An 18,208-nucleotide genomic window follows, 5' to 3' on the forward strand; every position below is an offset into this window, starting at 1 on the left:
CACTCTAACGGCAGGTCGGCGCACCGAGGCGACTTGGCGCAAATGGGACAACGTCCGGGGCGGGTATGTCAGATGCGGTGCGCCAGCGCCGGCGAGACCGGGTAGATGTCGACGGCCGTGGCGAGCTTCGCGGCGACGGCCCGCTCCCGCGCCACCGGGTCGAAACCCCGCCCGTACGGCCGGTCCGGGACGGACGTACCGGAATCCACCACCGTCCAGTCCGAGCCGGCCTCGACCAGTGACCAATGTTTGGTGGTGTAGTAACCCGGCATCGCCGCGACCGCGATCCCGGGATCGCCCGCGGCCGCGGCCATCAGGTGCGGGTGGAACCGCGTGCTGATCCAGGTGTTGTGGTGACCGGCGGGCAACCCGTCGTTCCAGACGTCGCGGAAGGTGAGCACGGTGGCGCCGGCCAGACGCGCGCCGAGCCGGTAGGGAACCTCGTTGTCGTGTCCCGGGATTCCCTCGACGACGGTGACCGCCGAACCGGGCACGTCCCAGGAGTCGAGCGTTGCCCGCACGAAGTCGGCCAGGGCCTCGACGCCGGTCGCCCGCGGTCCGGCGAACTTCTCGGTGAGGTCGGACTGCAGGCACAGCACGACGCCGTTCTCGGCCGGTGTGTCCATCTCTCGATACAGCGGAGGCCGGGGCCGGTGGAGGGTCAGCCACGCGTCGTCCCCGGAATGACGTGCGCCGATGATGCCGTCGAGTACGTCGTACGACGCGGTGTCGCGCACGTCCACGACGTCGAATGCGGCGAACGCCTCGGTCAACGCCGCCCACGCGGCGCCCTGCAGCGCGGGAACGAGTCCCTGACCCGTCGCGGCGAGGCGCGCCCCGGAGCGCCGGGCCACCGCAGCAGCTGCGACGAACAACGAGACATGGTGTGGCCACACGGTATTGAGGTAGCCGCCGCCCAGGAGGTGGATGGTGGTCGCCGACTCCAGGAGGTCGATCCCGGCGGTCAGTCGCGGCGCCAGACCTGAGTCGAGGGCGGCGGCGCCGACCCACTCCCAGGGCGCGGGTTGTTCGGCCTCCGCGGCGTAAGTGGTCAATTGCCAGAGGGTGTCGACGACGAGCATGTTCGGGTGGGCATCGCGCAGCAGCGTCGTGGCCGTGCCCGGGCTGTGGCAGTCCAGCACGATCGTGGCATTCGGACGCACCCGGGTCAGGTGCCGCAACCAGGTTCTTGCGATCAGTTCGTCGCCGTAGTTCGGGTGGCCGGCCGGTGCCACCAGGTAGATCACCTCGCCGGCACCCATCGCGCGGCCGAGACGTGACTCGGCGGAGCGCTGCCGGACCGAGGTGCCGATGCGGTCGGCGAGCACGCCCGCGGCCCGGAACAGGGGGCGGTTGAGTGCCGGTCTGCTGGTCACGATCCCCAAGGTTACGGCGTGCGCGGCCGGTGGCCCCGGTCGGACAGAGATCGGACGACACGGCGCGCGCTGGTACGAGGTGTCGCCGCTACCCGAAGGTGCCCTCGAGGTGACGCAGCGCGGCCTTGCCGTCGGTGGTCGGCCCGCGGTACCCGACGTACCCGTCGGGACGGATGACGAACACCGTCGAACCGTCGGGGCGGTAGCCATCGGCGAAGCGGCCGTCGGTGTCCCGGAGCAGCGGTAGTTCGGTGCTGCCGACCTGCGCGGTCGGCGCGGCGATCACATGGATGTCGAGGTGGCCGTGCGCCCTCGTCGACATCTCGTCGGCGAGTGATTCGAGTACCGCGACCTCGTCGGCGCCGGCGGTGGGGTCGGCGTAGAGGACGAGCGAATGGTCGACGCCGCCGATCACGTCGAACAGTCGCAGCGGGAAATTGACGGAATCGCGGCTGAGGCCGGCGGCATCCGGTGCGCGTTCACCGGCACGCGGCGCGGCCGGCGCCGTGGGCACCGCCGACCCGGCGACGAGCGGACTGTCGGCGTAGGAGATCAGCAATTGGCCCTCGCGCCGCATGATGAAGTCCAAGTCGTTGGAATCGGCGCCGATGCCCTCGCGGGCGTCCCGGACCGTGCGTCCCACGACCTCCTCGCCGACGGGCCGACGTTCGAGGTCGTAGCTGTCGAGGAGCCCGTCGGAGCCGACACCCGCGACAGCGAGGGCGAGCTTCCAGGCGAGGTTGTGTGCATCCTGCACGCCGGTGTTCATCCCCTGCGCACCCGTGGGCGGGTGGATATGGGCGGCGTCGCCGGCGACGAACACGCGTCCACGACCGTAGGAATCGACGATGCGGTGACTGATCCGGAACACCGAGGACCAGCGCAGGTTCGACACCGTCGCGGGTTCCGGTGCGAGGCGGTCGACCACGGCCTGGATGTGGGACAGTTCCGGCGCCCGGGTTCCCTCGAAACCGTGCGCCACACCGTCTCCGCCGGTGGTCGGTGCGACCGCGAGTTCGTCGGGGACGAGCATCGACATCCGGTAGCGGCCGCGGCCGGGAAGGGGGATGCACACCAGCTGGTCGTCGGTCGTGCCGTCCGCGGTCTGGTGCATCGAGCGGATCGCGTACCCCTGGGGCATCGACCAGTCCGCCACGATGTCGCCGAGCATGTACTGCTCGGTGAAGGCGGCCCCTTCGAAGGACAGCCCGAGTCCCTTGCGCACCACGCTGTGGGCGCCGTCGGCGCCGAGCAGATAGCCCGCACGGACGGTGGTGTCCCCGTCCGGACCCGTGAGCGTCACGGTCACCCCGTCCGCGTCCTGGTCGAACGCGGACACGGCGGTGCCCCGGTCGACCTCGGTACCCAGATCGGTCAGGCGCGCACGCAGGATGCGCTCGGTCGCGTACTGGGGGAGCAGGTGGAATCGGTAGGGCACATCCGGTGGCGTCGACAGATCGACCCGCGAGACCTGACTTCCGTTGACGTAGACGAGTTGTCCGCGCATCTCGAGCCCGGCGTCGAGCACCTGTTTCACGACGCCCATGCTCTCGAAGACCTCGAGCGTCCGCGGTTGGATCCCGACCGCCTTGGCGTACTGCGGGGGTTCGAGGAGCGGATCGACGATCCGCACGCGAACTCCGCGCCTGCGCAGCTCGATGGCGGCGGTCAAGCCGATGGGGCCCGCGCCGGCGATCAGGACATCGACTTCGGTCATGGAATCCTCCCGTTGTCGGCAGTCGCCGACGCTCTGAGGATTATCGGGCGGGTGGCATCCCACCGCCACCAGAACGGAAAAATAGGACGTCAAACGGACGGTCGACTCCGGCCCGGTCACCTCGGGATGGCGGCGGGGCCGATCGTCCGGGCGCCCAGTTGCGCGACTCTGGCCCGCAATTCACGGTCGGCGGTGACGACGATGCGCTCGCGACGAGGATCCGAATCCGCGACGACGCCGACGATCGTGTCGTCCCCCGAACCCGGCGCGTCGACGATTCGGACCTGTTCGCTCGCCACGACACCGCGGGCCCGACCCTCGACGACGAGCACCACCTCGAGTGGCCCCGGCAGTCCTTCGAGTCCGCCGACGGCGACGGAATCGAGACGCGTCCGCAACCGTTCGGTGGCTCCGCGGCGATCGCGCCACCACCCGTCGGGCACCGAACCCACGACGTTGGCGGCGTCGACGACGAGCAGGGGCCGGTCGTTTGGGGTGCGATCGTGCCGGGGTTCGGACGGTTCAGACATGCCGACCATCAGTCCACATCCGGCCACCCGGGGCAAGTGCGCCGTCCGGTTGGCCGATCACAGGTCGCCGTGACAGAAGCGATTCGCCGGGTCGAGGGCGGCCTTGATCTCGTCGAGCCGGCGACGGTTGTCCGCGCTGAACGCGTCCGCGGCCCGGGCGACGCGTTCGGAGCCGGAGGTGAAGTTGAGGTAGGCGGCGCCGGTCACGTAGGGCTCGAGCTCGGCGCGGGTCACCCGCAACGTCGACTCGACGGCCAATGCGACGTGCGGATCGGCTACCGCCGCAACGAGTTCGAGAAGGAACCGGCCCTGTCGCCCCCGATCGTTGGGCGCGTTGTCCGCGCTGCGAGCGATCGCTCCACCGGCGTGGCGGATCTCGCCGCACACGATGAGCGGCGCCGACGCCGGGGCCGGTCGGACCCGCTCGGCGACGATGTCGACGGCCTCGTCGGGGAGATCGTCGAACAATTCGGTGGTGACCATCACCGGCATCGGCTCGGTCGGGTCCATGCTGACGGCGTCGATCGCCGAGAACGGCAGCGCACCCCACATGTCTACGACCGGCGTCCGCCACTCGCGCCATTCGTCGACGACCGCGCGACCGGCGTCGAGATCCCCGGACCAGCAGCCGCGCACGACGGCGAAGCTCCGGCCGCGGAGCGGCGCCGGGACGTCGTCCGTGGGCGGGAGGTTGAGAATCGCGACGGCCGACGTCAGCTCCTCGGACTGGGCGGGCGCCCAGTCGCGGAACCGGCGGATGATCTCCTCGGCGTCGGCGGCCGGATAGAAGAGATTGCCGGCGTACACGGTCGACACCTCGACGAGCGCGATCTCCATGGACGTCACGACACCGAGACCGCCGGCGCCGGCGCCGCGCAACGCCCAGAAGAGGTGCGGGAAACTGGTATCGGTGACCCGGATCGGTGTCCCGTCCGGAGTCACCAGGTCGAACGAGAGCACGCGGTCCGACGAGAGGCCGTGGCGTCGACCGAGCCAGCCGAAACCGCCCCCGAGCGTGTAACCGACCGCCCCGACCCCGCCGGCCGAGCCCATCAGTGGCGCGAGACCGTACGGCGCCGCCGCGTCAACGACCGTTCGCCATGGGGCGCCGGCGCCGACCCGGGCGGTCCGGGTGACGGGGTCGACGCTCACCGACGAGAGCCGGGAGGTGTTGATCAGCAGTCCGCCGTCGGCCGGTCTCCCCGTGCCGTGACCGGTCGCCTGGACGGCGACGCGTAGATCTTCCTCGACGGCGAAGCGGACCGCCTCGACCACGTCGAAATGATTGTCGGGCACGGCGATCACGGCCGGGCGGTGCACGTCGAGCCGGTTGAAGCCGGATCGCGCGTCGAGGTAGCCGGCATCGCCGGGGCCGAAGACGTCGCCGGCGATCCGGTCGCGTAGTTGCGCGAGGACCGAGGTACGGGTCCGGACGGTGAGGCGCTCGGCGTGCTCGGGCAGGGAGGAGGCGGGTGTTGCGGGCATCGGCAGGTCCTCGGTCGCGGCCGGAACGATCCGGCGGAATTCGTCGGGCTCCGGACGACGCCGGAGTCCTGACCAGGGTCGCCGACGGCGCTTGAAGGCGACTTGAGGCGGACTTGGCGACTCAGGTCGGGGACGTCAGACCCCAGGTCGTGGCCAGCGAATCGATCCGTCGGATCAACCCGGCCGCCTCCTGCGCGCGGGCGGTGTCGCGCGCGGTCGCCAGCGTGGCGCCGACCACGGACGCCGGACGCCCGTTGGCGTACTCGTAACGTGCGCGGACGAGGAGGCGGTGGGCGTCGGCATAACGTTCACCGGTGCGGTCGGCGAAGTCGTCGGCCCGGTCGAGCAGTGTGGCGGCGTCGGTGAGCTTGCCGGCGACGATGAGGACCTCGGCGTGCAGACCCAGCCAGTAGCCCTCACCCGTCCGCGGGTGATCCTCCATACCGACCTCGTCGGCACCCAGTCGCTCGATGTGCTCCAGGGCGTCGTCGAGGTCGCCGGTGAGGGCGCGCGCCCACCAGTACATGCGTTCGCCGCCGCGACGGAGGTAGGCGAGGGGCCCGACGCCGTCGGACGTGATGGCCGGGCCCGCGTCCAGAACCCACCTCGTGTCGCCGAGCATCGACGCCCCGCCGACGGCGAAGATGGCCATGGCGAGCCGGGACCGTGGATCGGGATGGGCATCGGCCATCGCGGCGAAGAGGTCTCGGCCGGCGTCGACACCGCGATGCACGGTCGCCGCCCAGGCGCGGAAACCGCGGGCCATCGCGAGCTGATCGTCGCGGAGACCGTCGACGACGACGTCGATCGGCGCATAGTCCTCCAGGATGCGATGCGCCGCACCGAAATTGCCGCGTGTGAACTCGTCGATGCCGGCGGCGTGCATGCCCAGATGGGTGACGACCGGGTCGTCGGATCTCTCGGCGCGCCGACGCAGATCCTCCGCGAGACGGTGGCCGGTGTGTGCATCCGCGATCTGGATGTGGGCCGCGCAGCGGGCGTAGTCGAGGGTGGCGAGGAGCCGGGCGTCGCCGAGGGCGGAGGCGAGTACACGGGCGCGGTCCTGCAGCTCGGGATCGGCGGCGAAGTACCCGTGCGCCGCGACGTCTCCGGCCAGTTGGGTGGTGATCGCGACGAGCTCCGCCTGCTGGTCACCGGTCGCGCGGGCGAGCGTCGCCGCATCCCCGAGATGCCGGCGCGCCCCGTCGAAATCGTAGGTGCGCAGCGCGATGTTCCCCGCCGCGAGGAGGGCGGTCGTGGTGCGCTCACGGTCGGCCAGCGGCCCGGCGGACCACAGATGCCGCGCGACTCTCGCCACGGCATGCGGCGACGAGTTGCCGGCGAGGGCGTCGGCGATCGCGAGATGCAGTCGCCGTGCGCGCATGGCGGCGATGCCGTCCGCGATCGCCTCCCGGATGATGTCGTGACTGAAGCCGAATCCGAACGGATCCTCCGGTCCGAGATCGATGACACCCGCCTCGCCCGCGGGTTCGAGGAGGTCGAGCGCCTCGTCGACCGGGCGCTTCGCGGCGGTCGCCAGCAGGACCAGGTCCACGCGGGTCCCGATGAGGGACGCGAGTTCGAGTAGTTCGGTCGTCGCCGCGGACATGCCGACCAGTCGCTGGCGCACCACATCACGGATGCCGGACGGGACGGCGCTGCCCGCGATGGACCCCCGGTCGGCCAGGATGCGGGCGAGTTCGCGCACGAAGAAGGCGTTGCCTCCGGTGCGTCGCTGGATCGACGACACGGTGGCGACCTCCGGCCACTGCCGGGTCTCGCGCCGGATGAGCTCGGAGATGTCGTCGCCGCCGAGCGGGCCGACGTGGAGGCGGCGATGCTCCGGCAACCGGGCCAGCGTCGCCAGGGTGGTGGCGACGACGGGCCGGTTCGACGGCGAACGCAACGAGGCGAAGAACGTGACCCCGGCGGTGCGTCGGGCGGCCATGTGCGCGAACAACTCCAGAGACGCACCGTCGGCCCACTGCAGATCGTCGAGCACGATGATCAGCTTCGACGTCGCGGCCACCCCCTCGAGGAGATCGGCGGCCTGGTCGTAGAACTGGAATCGAGCGGCCGCGTCCGGCATCTGCCGGGGCGGCGGGATCACGTTGACGCCCTCGGTCACCATCCGGCCGAGTGAACTGTCGAGGAGTCGTTCCCGATCGGCGGGGTCGAGCCGGGGGAGGACCGCACCGAGGATCTGCACCCACGGCCACATCGAGGGTGCGGCCGGGTCGTCGACGCAGCGCCCCCACAGGACCCGGAGGTCGGCGGCGCCCGCGGCCCGACGGCCGGCTTCGTCGATGAGCGCCGTCTTGCCCGCGCCCGGTTCGCCCTCGACCACGACCACGCCGCCGTGTCCTGTCATCGAGGCGAGCACCGCCCGATGCAACGCGGCGAGTTCGTCGGTCCGGCCGACCACCGACGGGGCGTCGTCGAGGTCGGCGTCGTCGACCGATTCGTCCGTCGTCGACTGCGCCGACGTCCGCGGGCCCGGTGTCGGGACGTCCGGCGCAAGCGTCACCTTGCCCGCGGCGGTGGCGGCCGGGGCGTCGAGATGCGGAGCGTGGTCGAGGATGTCGCGTTCGAGGGTGCGGAGACGGGGTCCCGGGTCGACGCCGATCTCCTCGGCGAGGGTCCGGCGGGCGGTGGCGATCGCCCCGAGTGCGTCGGACTGACGGCCGAGTCGGTAGAGGGCGGTGGCGAACAGCACCCACAAGCCCTCGTCGAGCGGCGCGCGTTCGACCTCGGTCTCCAGTTCGGTGACGAGCAGGCGGTGGTCGCCGTCGGCCATGCGGGCCTCGAAGGACATCTCCCGCGCCGCCTGCAGCATGCGGTCGAGGTGATCGGCGGCCTCGTCCCGGAAGGCGAGGCCCTCGAACTCGGGGAGCAGGGGACGATAGTCGGCGAGCACCTGGTGCAGCAGCGGTGCGGCACCCGCCGCGTCGCCCTGTTGCATCAATGCACGAGCATCGCCGACCCGGGCGGTCAGCCTGCGCACGTCGACGTTGTCGGCGGCCGTCGGGAGGCTGTACCCCGTCCCGTGGGTGAGCAGGACCGTGGAGGGAGTCCGAGGCTTTCGATGCGGCTCGAGGACTTTGCGCAGGCCCGAGATGTAGGACTGGAGCGACACCTCGGCGCGCTCCGGAGGCGAATCGCCCCAGATGCCCTCGATCAGACTGTCGGCGCGCACCGGAACACCCTCGGCGAGAATCAGCTGAGCGAGTGTCGCCCGCTGCTTGCGCGTGCCGAGTTCGACGGGGTCGGAACCGATCTGAGCCCCGAGGCCGCCCAAGACCGTATAGGAGATTTCGAGCATCAGCGTGAGTGTAAGTGGTGATCGGGTCCTTCCGGGCGGCTAGCGGCGAACGTGCCGACGATCTGCCCGCGACCGCCCGGGGATGTCGGTGGCCGGGAGTAGCTTGGCAGGCATGAGTCTCGCACTGGGCATGATCACCGTCGACGCACTCGCGCCCGCGCCCCTGGCGACGTGGTGGGCCGAGCAGCTCGGCGGCCGCATCGTCGAGGACAACGACGGTTACTTCATCGTCGTCGCGGTCGGGGAGGGCGGGCCGCTGTTCGCGTTCCAGCAGGTCGAGGACCCCACGCCCGGCAAGAACCGCGTCCACCTCGACCTGACCACCGACGATCTCGAGACGGAGGTGGATCGACTCGTGGCGGCGGGCGCGAGCCGGATCGCCGATCGTGAGATGCCCGGCTTCGTGTGGGTGACGCTCGCCGACCCCGACGGCAACCAGTTCTGCGTGTCGGCCCGACACGGTGCGGAGACGGCATCCTGACGCGTTCCCGCATCGCCCGGCCGGATACCCGGTGTGCCTGATGGGATTCACCCGGGCCGACCTGCTCGCCTACCGAGACCGCACCGTCGACGACCTCGTGGGCGAGGGCTGCAAGCTGCTGTTCGTCGGCATCAACCCCGGCCTGTGGACCGCGGCCACCGGTGCGCATTTCGCCCGGCCCGGCAATCGGTTCTACCCGGCGCTCGCCCGGGCCGGCATCGTCGACCACGTGATCGACGCATCGACGGGCATGTCCGACGCCGACCGGACGATGCTGCTCGACCGCGGCGTGGGGATCACCAACGTCGTGCCACGCGCCACCGCGACCGCCGCCGAACTGACCGTCGAGGAGTTCCGCGAGGGGGGACGCCGCCTGCGCGAACGGGTTCGTGAGATCCGCCCACGGGTTGTCGCGGTCGCCGGGATCACCGCGTATCGCAGCGCGTTCGGGCGCCGCGATGCCGTGCCGGGGCGGCAGGACGAGACGTGGGACGGGGCCGAACTCTGGGTGGTCCCCAACCCGAGCGGACTGAACGCGCACGAGACGGTCGAGTCCCTCGCGGCCGCCTACCGCCGGGCCGCGGCTGCCGCCGGGGTCGTCGACGACCTCAGAAGTCCTCCGAGCTGACGACCCGGCGTCGCACCGACAGCAACTCGACTTCGGGATGGGCTGCCGCAGAACGTTCGACGGCGTCGAGCACGTCGACGACATGTCCGCGGTCGGCGGCCACCGCACTGACCCCGATGACGGTTCGCCGATGGACGTCGAGGTGTCCGACCTCGGCAGCCGAGACCGTGTACCGCTTGCGCAGGTCGGCGACGATCGGTCGCACCACGGACCGCTTCTGTTTCAGCGAGTGCACGTCACCGAGCAGATAGTCGAACTCGCAGAACCCGATCCACATCAGTGGTCGGTGCGGATCAGCGTCGCCACGTGGTCGGGTACGTACTTGGACAGCGAGCGCGGCGGGCGGTGATAGTTGCCCGACTCGATCGGATGCTTGGGCAGGGACACGCGGGGGCGGGGGACCTCGGCGTACTCGATGGTCGACAGCAGATGCGAGATCATGTTCAGGCGAGCATGCTTCTTCACGTCGGATTCGACGACGTACCAGGGACTCAGCGCGGTGTCGGTGTGGACCATCATCTCGTCCTTGGCGCGCGAGTAGTCCTCCCACCGGTACACCGACTCGAGATCCATCGGGCTCAGCTTCCATTGCCGCACAGGGTCGTTCATGCGTGACCGGAACCGCTTGAGCTGTTCGTCGTCGGACACCGAGAACCAGTACTTGCGCAGCAGGATGCCGTCGTCGATGAGCATCTGCTCGAAGATCGGGGTCTGCCGCAGGAACCGCGAGTGCTCCTCGGGGGTGCAGAAACCCATGACCTTCTCCACGCCGGCGCGGTTGTACCAGGACCGGTCGAACAAGACGATCTCGCCGGGCGCGGGCAGATGCGCGACGTAACGCTGGTAATACCACTGTCCGCGTTCACGATCCGTCGGCGCCGGGAGCGCGGCGACCCGTGCGATCCGTGGGCTCAGATACTCGGTGATGCGCTTGATCGTTCCGCCCTTGCCGGCAGCGTCACGCCCCTCGAAGATGACCACGACGCGGGTGCCGCTGTCACGGACCCATTCCTGGAGCTTCACGAGTTCGGTCTGCAACCGGAACAACTCCGCCTCGTAGACCTTGTTCCCGATCTTGGCCTTTTTCGCCTTGTCCTTCTTCGACATGAGCAGAAACACTACGGGGTGGACACGGCCTCGCGCTCGGATTGGAGTTCGGCGACCGACGCGTCGATCCGCGCCCGCGAGAACTCGTTGATGTCGAGACCCTCGACGATCTGCCACCGGCCGTCGATCGAGCGCACCGGAAACGAGCACACGAGTCCCTCGGGGACTCCATAGGCTCCCGGGGACGGCAGCGCCACCGACGTCCAGTCGTCGGGCGGTGTCCCGAGCACCCAGTCGTGGACATGGTCGATGGTGGCGTTCGCCGCCGAGGCCGCCGACGACGATCCGCGAGCCTCGATGATCGCGGTGCCACGGCGGGCGACGGTCGGGATGAAGTCGTCGACGAGCCAGTCACGGTCGGCGGCGATGTCCGCGCCGCTTCGGTTGCCGACCCGGGCGTGGAAGATGTCGGGGTACTGCGTGGCGGAGTGGTTGCCCCACACCGTGACCCGGCTGATCTCGGCGACGCTCGCGCCGGTCCGGCGAGCGAGCTGGGCAATCGCGCGGTTGTGGTCCAACCGGGTCAGCGCGGTGAACCGTTCAGGCGGGACCTCGGGTGCGTTCGCGGCGGCGACCGCCGCATTGGTGTTGGCGGGATTCCCTACGACGATCACCCGGATGTCATCCGCGGCAACGTCGTTGATGACCGACCCCTGGGCGGCGAAGATGTCGGAGTTGGCGGCGAGAAGATCGGCGCGCTCCATTCCCTTGGTGCGGGGTCGCGCCCCGACGAGCAGGCCGAAGCTCGCGCCGTCGAACGCCTTGCGCGGATCGTCGAGGACGTCGACGGACTTCAGGAGGGGGAACGCGCCGTCGTCGAGTTCCATCGCGGTGCCCACTGCGCCGGAGACCGCCTGCGGCAACTCGAGAAGGCGCAGGGCGATGGGCTGATCCTTGCCGAGCATCGCCCCGGCGGCGATCCGGAAGACGCTGGCGTACCCGATGCTGCCGGCCGCGCCGGTCACGGTCACGGTGACCGGTCGGCGGTTCACGAGGGCTTCTCGGTGAGCAGGACCTGCGCCGCGGGGCCGACGAGGACGAGCGCGTGGCCCACCGAATACCAGGTCAGCGGTTCCTTGGTGAACGTGGTCACCCAGGCGTCGGCGCCGGCGTGCGGACCGGGGCAGGCCATCATCGTCGAGGCGAGGGAGCCGAGACGCAACAGTGAGTCGTCGACGCGGAGATCCCCGATGTGCCGGTTGCAACCGGCCGACAGCGCGATCCGATTGGCGGCCGGGAAACTGATCTCCAGGGGTCCACCGCCGGGGATCTGTTCACCGGTCACCGCGGTCGAGGTGTAGGTCTTGCCGACGAAGCCGGGGGCGGGGGGAGCGGCGACCGCGGACCCGGGGCCGACGAGCATCGTGCCGACCGCGGCGATCACCGCGCTGAGCAGTAAGGCCATGCGTAAGCTGATGCGGTGTTCGCGGGCCGGGGATCGGTCGCGCGCGGGTAGACGTCCCGCCTCGGATTGACGTCGCTGCGCCGGTTGACGGCGTTCGCCGGAGCTCACGCGCACAACGGTAGCCGACCGGACAGGGGTATGGATATGACGAATGTGGGCACCATGGTCCCGGTGACGTGTCGGACTGAATACCTGACCGGTCGCCACCACCGCTCGGCCACCGCAGCCTGGGTTCTCATGGTCGTCGCGATGATCGCGCTCGTGACCCTCAACATCGCCGGCGTCGACGGTCTGATCACGTCGGCGGTGGTCGGTGGGGCCATCGTGGCATCGCTGCTCGGAGCGGCCTACGGCCGGCTCGGCGAACGAGGCGCCGTCCTGCTCACCGTCGACGACGACACGGTCTACTTCGGCAACGAGGACCGCACACTCGTCGGGTACCCGCTCTCGTCGCTGGTGACGGTCGCGGTGGGAGGTCCGGCGGACTCCACCTCGGACATGGCCGGCGAGCGTGCGCGTCACCTGACGGTCGTCGGACAGAAGTATCTGAAACTCACCTTCGCGAGCCGGGACGGTGAGCCCGTTCCCGCCGACCGGACGCCACCCAGCTCGCGGCACGAGTCCGACGATACGCCCGAGACGGAGTTCTGGCGGGTCGCCGTCGTCGAAGGAGACCCGGCGGTCGCGGAGATCCTGGCCCGACTCCGGCGGCACGCGCCCGAACGCATCGCCACGAAGAAGAAGGGCGCCCCGACGCCGGCCGGGTCGCGGGCGGCAGCGGCGAGTGCCCCGCCGGACGAACCGGTCGACCTGACCCGACCCGCATCCGGCGGGCCCCGGATCGCCGACGCGGGCTCTGACGAAGCGGCGCAACGGTTGTGGGAGGAAGCGGCGCGTCGCCACGACGAGGTCCTCGGCGCCTACGGAACCTACGAACTCGATCCCGCCATGCTGCTGAGGTATCCGGCCGTGACCGACGTGACGGTCGAACAGACGCAGACCTTCCATCTCGCGCTCGACGAGGCGATGGCTCTGCGGACCGACGACTACCCGGGCAACCGCTCGCGCGCCGACGCCTACCAGCAGTCCGTCGCCAGACTGCGGCGGGCCTGGATCGCCTGCGAGAAGAACGGCCGGCGGGTGGGCGCAAGCTACCTGGAGCAGACCGATCAGGACGACCTCGATCGCGCGCTCAAGCTCTACAACCACGCCGCCGCCAGCAGCACGCCGGCCGAACAGGCGACGTACTACGGCCGCGTCCGCGACATCGTCACCACGATGACCGATCGCGGGGTGCTGCATCCGCCCGAAGCGGCGGTGGCCGAACTGCAGGCCGTTACCCGGAGGGCGCTGGAAGCGGGGACGCCGAAGGTGTGAGGCCGGCCAGTGTGGTCGCGCCGGCCGGCTCCGGTGTCAGTACCGGCCTTCCTTGATGAAGCGTCCGTCCAACGAATAGACCGCCTCGGCGTCGTCGGTGTTGGCGATGTCCATGCGGATGACGAACTGCGAAGCCTCGTCGATGCGGTTGCGTTCGACCTCGACGCCCACCGCATCGCGGTCGTACTCCGGGACCGACGCACGTCTCATCAAGTCGGCCCTGACCTGGTCGAGGGTGTCTGCCGAGATGCTGTCGAAGCGGAAGCCTTCGCTTCGGTAACGGCCTTCGCTGACAGAGGCCACCGGGAATTCGCCGGGCGCGACGGCGACTTCGCCGCCACGGTCGCCGAGCCGGTACCGGACCAGGACCCCGCCAGAGTTCTGGATGATGCTCGCTGTGACCGGGGACACACCGTCCGCTGTCCCCTGGATGATGAACTCCTCGATGACGGGTGCGTCCAGAGGGACACGCGCAGCCGCCAGTTCACGTCGTGCCAGTTCAAACGACTTGGCGAAGTCCGCGGGGTCGAAGAACTCGGCGACGGTGCCGTCGGGTGTCGCCTGGACAACGTAATCATCGACGACGCCCTCGTCGGGTTCGATGGTCCCGGTGATCAATACCGGACCGTCCGGTCCGCGCCGTTCGATGACCACCTTGTCCAGTTCCGGTTCGGTGGAGTACGGCCGGACCGCCGCCACCATCGGGTCGGCGAGTGAGCCAAGCGTGTTCGGGTCGATGGCCGCGGCGTCGAAGGTCTTGTTCGCTCTTTCGGTGTTGGGCACGACTGACGAATTCGAGTACCCGTCACCGATGTTGATCGTCCTGGCACGGCCGGTAGTGGGATCGAAGACGCGCGCAGAGGCCGACGGAGAGCCGATCTCGTAGTCGAGTTGCAGCACGTTGTGTACGCCCTGCGGGCCTACGTATTCAGCGATTGCATCCAGCATCCGCCGATGGTGATCGGCGAGAGTCGCCGCGTTGTCTTCGTCGGCCTCGTCGCCGGAATCGATCGCGGAATCGAACCCGGAGAGCGACGGCCCCTCGACGTGCCACCCGCCGGCGACGCCGAACAGCAAGGCGCCGGCCACGAGCAGGGTGACCGCGGGATAGACGAGCGCCCAGCGGCCGGGCTGGTCGTCGAATTCGGGGGTCTCGGGCTGGTCGCGGGGCGGGAGAGCATCCGGCGGCAGTGTCGTGAACGGGGTGTCGGTCAGCGACTGGAAATTCCCCTTGGTCATCGAGGTGATCCAGCGCGCCCGGTACGCGGTGTCGTTCGGTGGGTTGATCGTCGCGGTGACCATGGTCGGTTGCGAGTCGTCGGCGGTGAGGCTGCTGCGGGTGAGCGCCTCCACCTCCACCTGCGGGGCGTCCGGCGACGTCGCGCGGCGGAACTCCGGCAGTTCCGACACCCGGGAAGCGCGGGGACTGACCGCGATGCCGGCGAAGACCAGGGGGATCCCGAAGAACAGCGCGACCCACCAGTCGTTGAATGCACCGAGGCCTACCCCGACCGCGATGAGCGACCCGGCGATCGTCGCGCGCAGGAGACGGAGTCGAACCCTGGTCCGGCGAGTCCTGGTCATGGGCCGTCCTTAGTCCTCGAGCCGAATCGGGTGGACTGATCATAATGTCGGCGTTCTCGGTCGACCAGCGGCCGCGTACCGTTGTTGCTGACCTGACCCGCCCGGAGGGGGTGGGTCGCGACGGAACCGGGAACGATCAGGAGAAATGTTTCGGTGGGAAAGCTGAGCAACAGCATGTGGCGCCTTCTGGGCGCCCAGTCGACTCGCAACCAGTCGAAGTCGTTGGGTGTGATCAAGGACGCCGAAGCCCACACCGACTGGGCCGCCGAACTCGCCGACGACGCGTTCGGCGCGGAGGCCGAGAAACTCGACATCGCCGAGAAGCCCGCGGACCGCGCGAAGTTCCTCGCCCTGGTCCGGGAAGCCGCCGACCGCACCATCGGCCTGCGGCCCTTCGATGTCCAGTTGCAGGGCGCCCTCCGACTCCTGGAGGGCGACATCGTCGAGATGGCCACCGGTGAGGGCAAGACGCTCGCCGGCGCCATCGCCGCGATCGGCCATGTGCTGCAGGGACATCAGGTCCACGTGATCTCGGTCAACGACTATCTGGCGACCCGCGACGCGGAGTGGATGAAGCCGCTGTTCGACGTCTTCGGCATCACCGTCCACGCGGTCTCGGAGAACTCGAGCCGCGAGGAACGGCGACGCGCCTACACCGGTGACGTCACCTACGGGTCGGTCAACGAGATCGGCTTCGACGTCCTCCGTGATCAGCTCGCCCTGTCCGAAACGGACCTCGTCTCGCCGACACCCGACGTGGCGATCATCGACGAGGCGGATTCGGTGCTCGTCGACGAGGCGCTCGTGCCGCTGGTGCTCGCCGGTTCGACCGAGACCGAGGTACCGGACGCGGCGATCCACGACGTCGTGTCGCGGATGAAGAACAAGCACTACGAGGTCGACGCGGAGGGCCGCAACGTCACCCTGACCGACGAGGGCGCGGTGTTCGTCGAGGAAGAACTCGGCGGCATCGACCTCTACAGCGAGGAACACGTCGGCACGACGCTCGTACACGTCAGCATCGCCATGCACGCCCACTATCTCCTCGAACGCGACATCCACTACATCGTCCGCGACGGCGGCGTGCACCTCATCAACGCCTCGCGCGGCCGCGTCGCGCAGCTCCAGCGCTGGCCCGACGGGGTGCAGGCCGCGGTCGAGCTCAAGGAAGGGCTGACGCAGACCGATTCGGGAGAGGTCATCGACACCATCACGGTGCAGGCCCTGATCGGCCGCTACCCGAAGGTCTGCGGCATGACCGGCACCGCGCTCGCCGCCGGCGAGCAGTTCCGCCAGTTCTACGAACTGCGCGTCTCGCAGATCCCGCCGAACACCCCCAACGTCCGGACCGACCTGCCCGACCGGGTCTACGACACCAAGGCCAACAAGGTCGAGGCGATCGTCGCCTACGTCAAGGAGATCCACGAGACCGGACAACCCGTCCTCATCGGTACCCACGACGTGGCCGAGTCCGAGGAACTCGCGTACTTCCTCGACAAGGCCGGGGTGTCGTCGGTCGTGCTCAACGCGAAGAACGACGCCGAAGAGGCGAAGATCATCGCCGAGGCCGGCGCCCGGGACGCCGTCACCGTGTCCACCCAGATGGCCGGACGGGGCACCGACATCCGCCTGGGTGGTTCGAAGGACGACGCGGACGCCCACGACGAGGTCATCGAACTCGGCGGGTTGTGCGTCGTCGGCACGGGCCGCCACGACACCGAACGTCTCGACAGTCAGCTGCGCGGACGCGCGGGGCGTCAGGGCGATCCCGGTACGTCGGTGTTCTTCTCCAGCCTCGAGGACCCGGTCGTCACCAAGAACCTCGCGTTCAAACGAGATCCCGTGTCGCCCAACGAGGACGGTTCGATGGGCAGCAAGGGTGTCGACCTCATCGAGCAGGCCCAGCGGATCGCCGAGGGCGTGATGCTCGAACTCCACGCGAACACCTGGCGTTACAACAAGCTGGTCAATCAGCAGCGGGACATCATCGTCGAACGTCGTATGCAGATCCTGACCACCGACGCCGCGCTCGAAGAGCTGGCGGATCTGGAACCGGACCGCTACGCGCAGTTGACCGGGAGCACGACGACGGTGGAGACCACCACCGATGAGGCCGACGCCGAGAAGGCCGACACCGAGAATGCCGCGACCGAGAATGCCGCGACCGATCACGAGGCCACCCCCGCCGTCGCGCCCGTGCCTCGCGAGGTGTTGTCACAGGCCGCGCGCGAGATCGTGCTCTACCATCTCGACCGCGCCTGGGCCGATCATCTCGCCTTCGTCTCCGACGTCCGCGCCAGCATCCACCTCCGGTCGCTGGGCAAGGAGAGCCCGCTGGACGAGTTCCATCGGCTGATCCTCGCCGAGTTCGCCGATCTGCCCGGTACGGCCCTCGCGAAGGCGCGCGAGACGTTCCGGGAGGCCGACATCACCCCCGACGGCGTCGACCTCGGGTCGGCGGATCTGCACCGGTCGACGACCACCTGGACCTACATGGTCCACGACAACCTGTTCTCCTCGGGCGGAGCGAAAACCTTGCAGGGCATCATCGGGATCTTCCGGTGACCGAGCCGGAGGCGGCGACCATGCCGGCTCCGGACCGGATCGTCACGGTCCCGAACGCGCTGAGCGTGCTTCGGCTCGCACTCATCCCGGTGTTCGTGTGGCTGCTCCTCGTCGAGAAGGCGGATGGCTGGGCCTTCGCCGTCCTGATGTTCTCGGGCTTCTCCGATTGGGCCGACGGCAAGATCGCGCGACTCCTCGACCAGTCGTCGAAGATCGGTGCGCTGCTCGACCCGGCCGCCGACCGGCTCTACATCGTGATCATCCCGATCGCGTTCGGCATCCGGGAGTTCCTGCCGTGGTGGCTGATCGGTGTGATCATCGCGCGCGACGTCCTGCTGTTCGCGTCCGCTCCACTGTTGCGATCGCGGGGCGTGCTGGCGCTCCCGGTGCTCTACATCGGCAAGGCGGGGACCTTCGCGCTGATGAGCGCATTCCCGTGGCTTCTTGCCGGACAGCTCGATTCGATCGTGGGGACCATCGCGTACCCGATCGGCTGGGCTTTCATGATCTGGGGCGTCGGACTGTATCTGTGGTCCTTCGTCCTGTACTGGTATCAGACGATCCTGGTGATGCGGCTCATGCCGCCGCGTCACCCGGCAGGCGACTCGGCAGACAGTAGAGTCTGACGAGG

Annotated in this window: 15 protein-coding genes; 5 read left to right on the forward strand and 10 right to left on the reverse strand. The window is 69.4% G+C overall.

Annotation, left to right across the window (positions count from 1 at the left end):
* Window positions 1-68 precede the first annotated feature (68 nt).
* From Q9R39_RS13590 to Q9R39_RS13610, 5 genes are all read right to left on the reverse strand, one after another.
* A complete protein-coding gene (locus Q9R39_RS13590; protein ID WP_311277634.1) occupies window positions 69-1,376 on the reverse strand; it encodes a polysaccharide pyruvyl transferase family protein in 1,308 nt (435 codons plus the stop codon).
* Window positions 1,377-1,464: 88 nt separating this feature from the next.
* Complete coding sequence (locus Q9R39_RS13595; RefSeq protein WP_311277635.1) at window positions 1,465-3,093, reverse strand: FAD-dependent monooxygenase; 1,629 nt, start codon at window positions 3,091-3,093, stop codon at window positions 1,465-1,467.
* Window positions 3,094-3,209: 116 nt separating this feature from the next.
* The gene (locus Q9R39_RS13600; RefSeq protein ID WP_137810019.1) at window positions 3,210-3,623 is read right to left on the reverse strand and encodes a hypothetical protein; all 414 of its coding nucleotides are present in this window, start codon (window positions 3,621-3,623) and stop codon (window positions 3,210-3,212) included.
* A 57-nt stretch (window positions 3,624-3,680) separates the two neighbouring features.
* Window positions 3,681-5,108 (reverse strand): FAD-binding oxidoreductase, encoded by a 1,428-nt coding sequence (locus Q9R39_RS13605; protein ID WP_137810018.1) that lies wholly within the window; start codon window positions 5,106-5,108, stop codon window positions 3,681-3,683.
* Window positions 5,109-5,229: 121 nt separating this feature from the next.
* Window positions 5,230-8,430 carry a BTAD domain-containing putative transcriptional regulator gene (locus Q9R39_RS13610; RefSeq protein WP_311277636.1) on the reverse strand — a complete coding sequence of 1,067 codons (3,201 nt, stop codon included), beginning with the start codon at window positions 8,428-8,430 and terminating at the stop codon, window positions 5,230-5,232.
* A gap of 112 nt (window positions 8,431-8,542) precedes the next feature.
* On the opposite strand from Q9R39_RS13610, the gene Q9R39_RS13615 reads away from it, so the two are divergent.
* Window positions 8,543-8,911 (forward strand): VOC family protein, encoded by a 369-nt coding sequence (locus Q9R39_RS13615; protein ID WP_058253178.1) that lies wholly within the window; start codon window positions 8,543-8,545, stop codon window positions 8,909-8,911.
* A 40-nt stretch (window positions 8,912-8,951) separates the two neighbouring features.
* On the forward strand, window positions 8,952-9,539 hold the full coding sequence (locus tag Q9R39_RS13620; RefSeq protein ID WP_058253179.1) for a mismatch-specific DNA-glycosylase: 588 nt from the start codon (window positions 8,952-8,954) through the stop codon (window positions 9,537-9,539).
* On the opposite strand, the gene Q9R39_RS13625 is transcribed toward Q9R39_RS13620, so the two are convergent.
* From Q9R39_RS13625 to Q9R39_RS13640, 4 genes are read right to left on the reverse strand one after another with little or no spacing between them, the layout of a single operon-like run.
* The gene (locus Q9R39_RS13625; RefSeq protein ID WP_058253180.1) at window positions 9,520-9,816 is read right to left on the reverse strand and encodes a DUF503 domain-containing protein; all 297 of its coding nucleotides are present in this window, start codon (window positions 9,814-9,816) and stop codon (window positions 9,520-9,522) included. The genes Q9R39_RS13620 and Q9R39_RS13625 overlap by 20 nt on opposite strands.
* A complete protein-coding gene (gene ppk2 / locus Q9R39_RS13630; protein WP_058253227.1) occupies window positions 9,816-10,646 on the reverse strand; it encodes a polyphosphate kinase 2 in 831 nt (276 codons plus the stop codon). Before ppk2 ends, Q9R39_RS13625 begins: the two co-directional genes overlap by 1 nt.
* Window positions 10,647-10,657: 11 nt before the next feature.
* Window positions 10,658-11,638: a malate dehydrogenase gene (locus Q9R39_RS13635; RefSeq protein WP_058253181.1), complete on the reverse strand. Its 981-nt coding sequence runs from the start codon at window positions 11,636-11,638 to the stop codon at window positions 10,658-10,660.
* Complete coding sequence (locus Q9R39_RS13640) at window positions 11,635-12,159, reverse strand: META domain-containing protein (RefSeq protein WP_396275669.1); 525 nt, start codon at window positions 12,157-12,159, stop codon at window positions 11,635-11,637. The genes Q9R39_RS13635 and Q9R39_RS13640 overlap by 4 nt, the downstream gene beginning before the upstream one ends.
* Window positions 12,160-12,213: 54 nt before the next feature.
* Between Q9R39_RS13640 and Q9R39_RS13645 the strand changes: the two genes are divergently transcribed.
* On the forward strand, window positions 12,214-13,428 hold the full coding sequence (locus Q9R39_RS13645) for a hypothetical protein (protein ID WP_058253228.1): 1,215 nt from the start codon (window positions 12,214-12,216) through the stop codon (window positions 13,426-13,428).
* Between the two features lie 36 nt (window positions 13,429-13,464).
* On the opposite strand, the gene Q9R39_RS13650 is transcribed toward Q9R39_RS13645, so the two are convergent.
* Window positions 13,465-15,012 (reverse strand): hypothetical protein, encoded by a 1,548-nt coding sequence (locus tag Q9R39_RS13650; protein ID WP_058253183.1) that lies wholly within the window; start codon window positions 15,010-15,012, stop codon window positions 13,465-13,467.
* A 153-nt stretch (window positions 15,013-15,165) separates the two neighbouring features.
* Between Q9R39_RS13650 and secA2 the strand changes: the two genes are divergently transcribed.
* Entirely contained in the window at window positions 15,166-17,577 is a 2,412-nt protein-coding gene (gene secA2 / locus Q9R39_RS13655) for an accessory Sec system translocase SecA2 (RefSeq protein ID WP_058253184.1), read from the forward strand.
* The gene (locus tag Q9R39_RS13660) at window positions 17,574-18,203 is read left to right on the forward strand and encodes a CDP-alcohol phosphatidyltransferase family protein (protein ID WP_058253185.1); all 630 of its coding nucleotides are present in this window, start codon (window positions 17,574-17,576) and stop codon (window positions 18,201-18,203) included. The genes secA2 and Q9R39_RS13660 overlap by 4 nt, the downstream gene beginning before the upstream one ends.
* The last annotated feature ends 5 nt before the right edge of the window (window positions 18,204-18,208 follow it).

The sequence above is a fragment of the Gordonia sp. AC31 genome (genome assembly GCF_031844505.1).
GTDB lineage: Bacteria > Actinomycetota > Actinomycetes > Mycobacteriales > Mycobacteriaceae > Gordonia > Gordonia hongkongensis.